The organism is Sporichthyaceae bacterium (assembly GCA_036269075.1).
Taxonomy (GTDB): Bacteria; Actinomycetota; Actinomycetes; order Sporichthyales; family Sporichthyaceae; genus DASQPJ01.
Genome location: DATASX010000049.1, coordinates 1 through 1,682 on the forward strand (window position 1 = coordinate 1; position 1,682 = coordinate 1,682).

Below are 1,682 nucleotides of genomic sequence, written 5' to 3' on the forward strand. Positions count from 1 at the left end.
GTCGGTATGTTACCTGGAGGTTTCCATGGACGTAAGCACGTTCACCGCCCATCGCCGGACGCTCGACACCCCGGGCGGCGAGATCGCCTACACCGAGCTTGGCGCGGGCCCGGTCGCACTTTTCGTGCACGGCCTCGGCACCAACGGCGTGCTGTGGCGTCATGTCATCGAGAACCTGCGCGACACCAGCCGCTGCATCGCGATCGACCTGCCGCTGCACGGCGGCACCCCTGGCCGCGACGACCTGTCGGTCACCGCGCTCGCCCAGGTCGTCGCCGACCTGTGCGACGGCCTCGGCCTCACGCAGGTCGACCTGGTCGGCAACGACACCGGCGGCGCCGTCGCGCAGATCTTCGCCGCCCGCCACCCGGACAGGATCCGGTCGTTCACCCTGACCAACTGCGACTGCGAGGGCAACTTCCCGCCGCCGGAGTTCGCCCCGATCGTCGAGCTCGCGCAGCAGGGCACGCTGGCTCCGGGGCTCGCGGCGATCGCCGGTGACCCCGCCGCCTGGCCGACCAGCCCCCTCGGCGCCGGCTACGAGCACCCCGAGCTGGTCCCTGAGGAGGTATGGCGCTCATACGTAACCGCACTCGGCGACACCACGGAGCGGGCCAGGGACTTCGAGCGCATGATCGCCGCGCTGGTGCCGGCCGAGATGGACGCCGTCAGCGAACTGCTGCGCGCCCTTGACGCGCCGACCCTGCTCGTATGGGGGAACGGCGACGCTACCTTCGGCGTCAAGTGGGCGTATTACCTGCGGGACCTCATCCCCGGGGCACGCGAGGTCATCGAGGTCGACGGCGCGAAGATCTTCTTCCCGGAGGAGCGCCCGGGCGACCTCATCCCGCACCTTCGCAGGCACTGGGGCCGGTAGGTTGCTGACCGTCATCGCGGGCTTCAGTTCGCTATGGTCGGAGGCCGTGGAGCGGCTTTCCCTGACCCTGCGCGACTCATACGGCCACCTGGGGATCACCGGGTTGCGGGAGATCGGCCGGGGCCTTGACGCGCGGGTCTACCGCGGCGAGTCCGCGTCGCTCGGGCCCGTGGCGATCCGGGTGCCGCATACCCGCTTGGTCAACAGCGGCAACGAGGCCCAGCCGGACACGCGACCGCAGCTGAGCCAGGACTTCGACCTGAGCAGGCACCTGCGGTCCCACGGCCTGCCCGTGCCGGAGGTGTTCGCCGCGCACACCTCCGGCCCGGGCGCGGACTTCACCATCGCCCAGTACGTCGAGTCCGACGACAGTGAGCTTCCCGACGACGAGTTCGGCCGGCTAATCCGGGCCATTCACGAGATCCCCGCACCGCCGCTCGACCTAGTCTGCATGGAACCGCGTGACGACGCCGACCAGGTGCTCGCCGAGCGGATCGGAGACCGGCTGAAGAACCTCGCGACGGTCACCGAGCTCGATGTGCCCTTCCCGGATATCCGCGCCGCGCTCGCCGCCGACCGGGGCCACGCGCTTCCCCGCCGCCTGCTGCACATGGACCTGCGGAAAGAGAACATCCTCGTCCGGGCCGGGCGCCCGGTCGCGATCCTCGACTGGTCCAACGCCCTCATCGGCGATCCGGCCCTGGACCTGGCCCGTGCCGCGGAGTACGGCAGCCTCACCCCGGCCGCGCTCGCCGCCTACGGCGACACCAGCGGCTTCACCATGTCGCCGCTGACTGCGCTGTCA

General features: G+C 70.6%; 2 protein-coding genes. Both read left to right on the forward strand.

What is annotated here, in order from left to right:
- Positions 1-877 (forward strand): alpha/beta hydrolase (locus VHU88_09460; GenBank protein ID HEX3611899.1); only part of this gene is annotated, 877 nt, incomplete at its 5' end.
- 1 nt (position 878) lies between these two features.
- The coding region (locus tag VHU88_09465; GenBank protein ID HEX3611900.1) for an aminoglycoside phosphotransferase family protein at positions 879-1,682 on the forward strand (804 nt) is incomplete at its 3' end.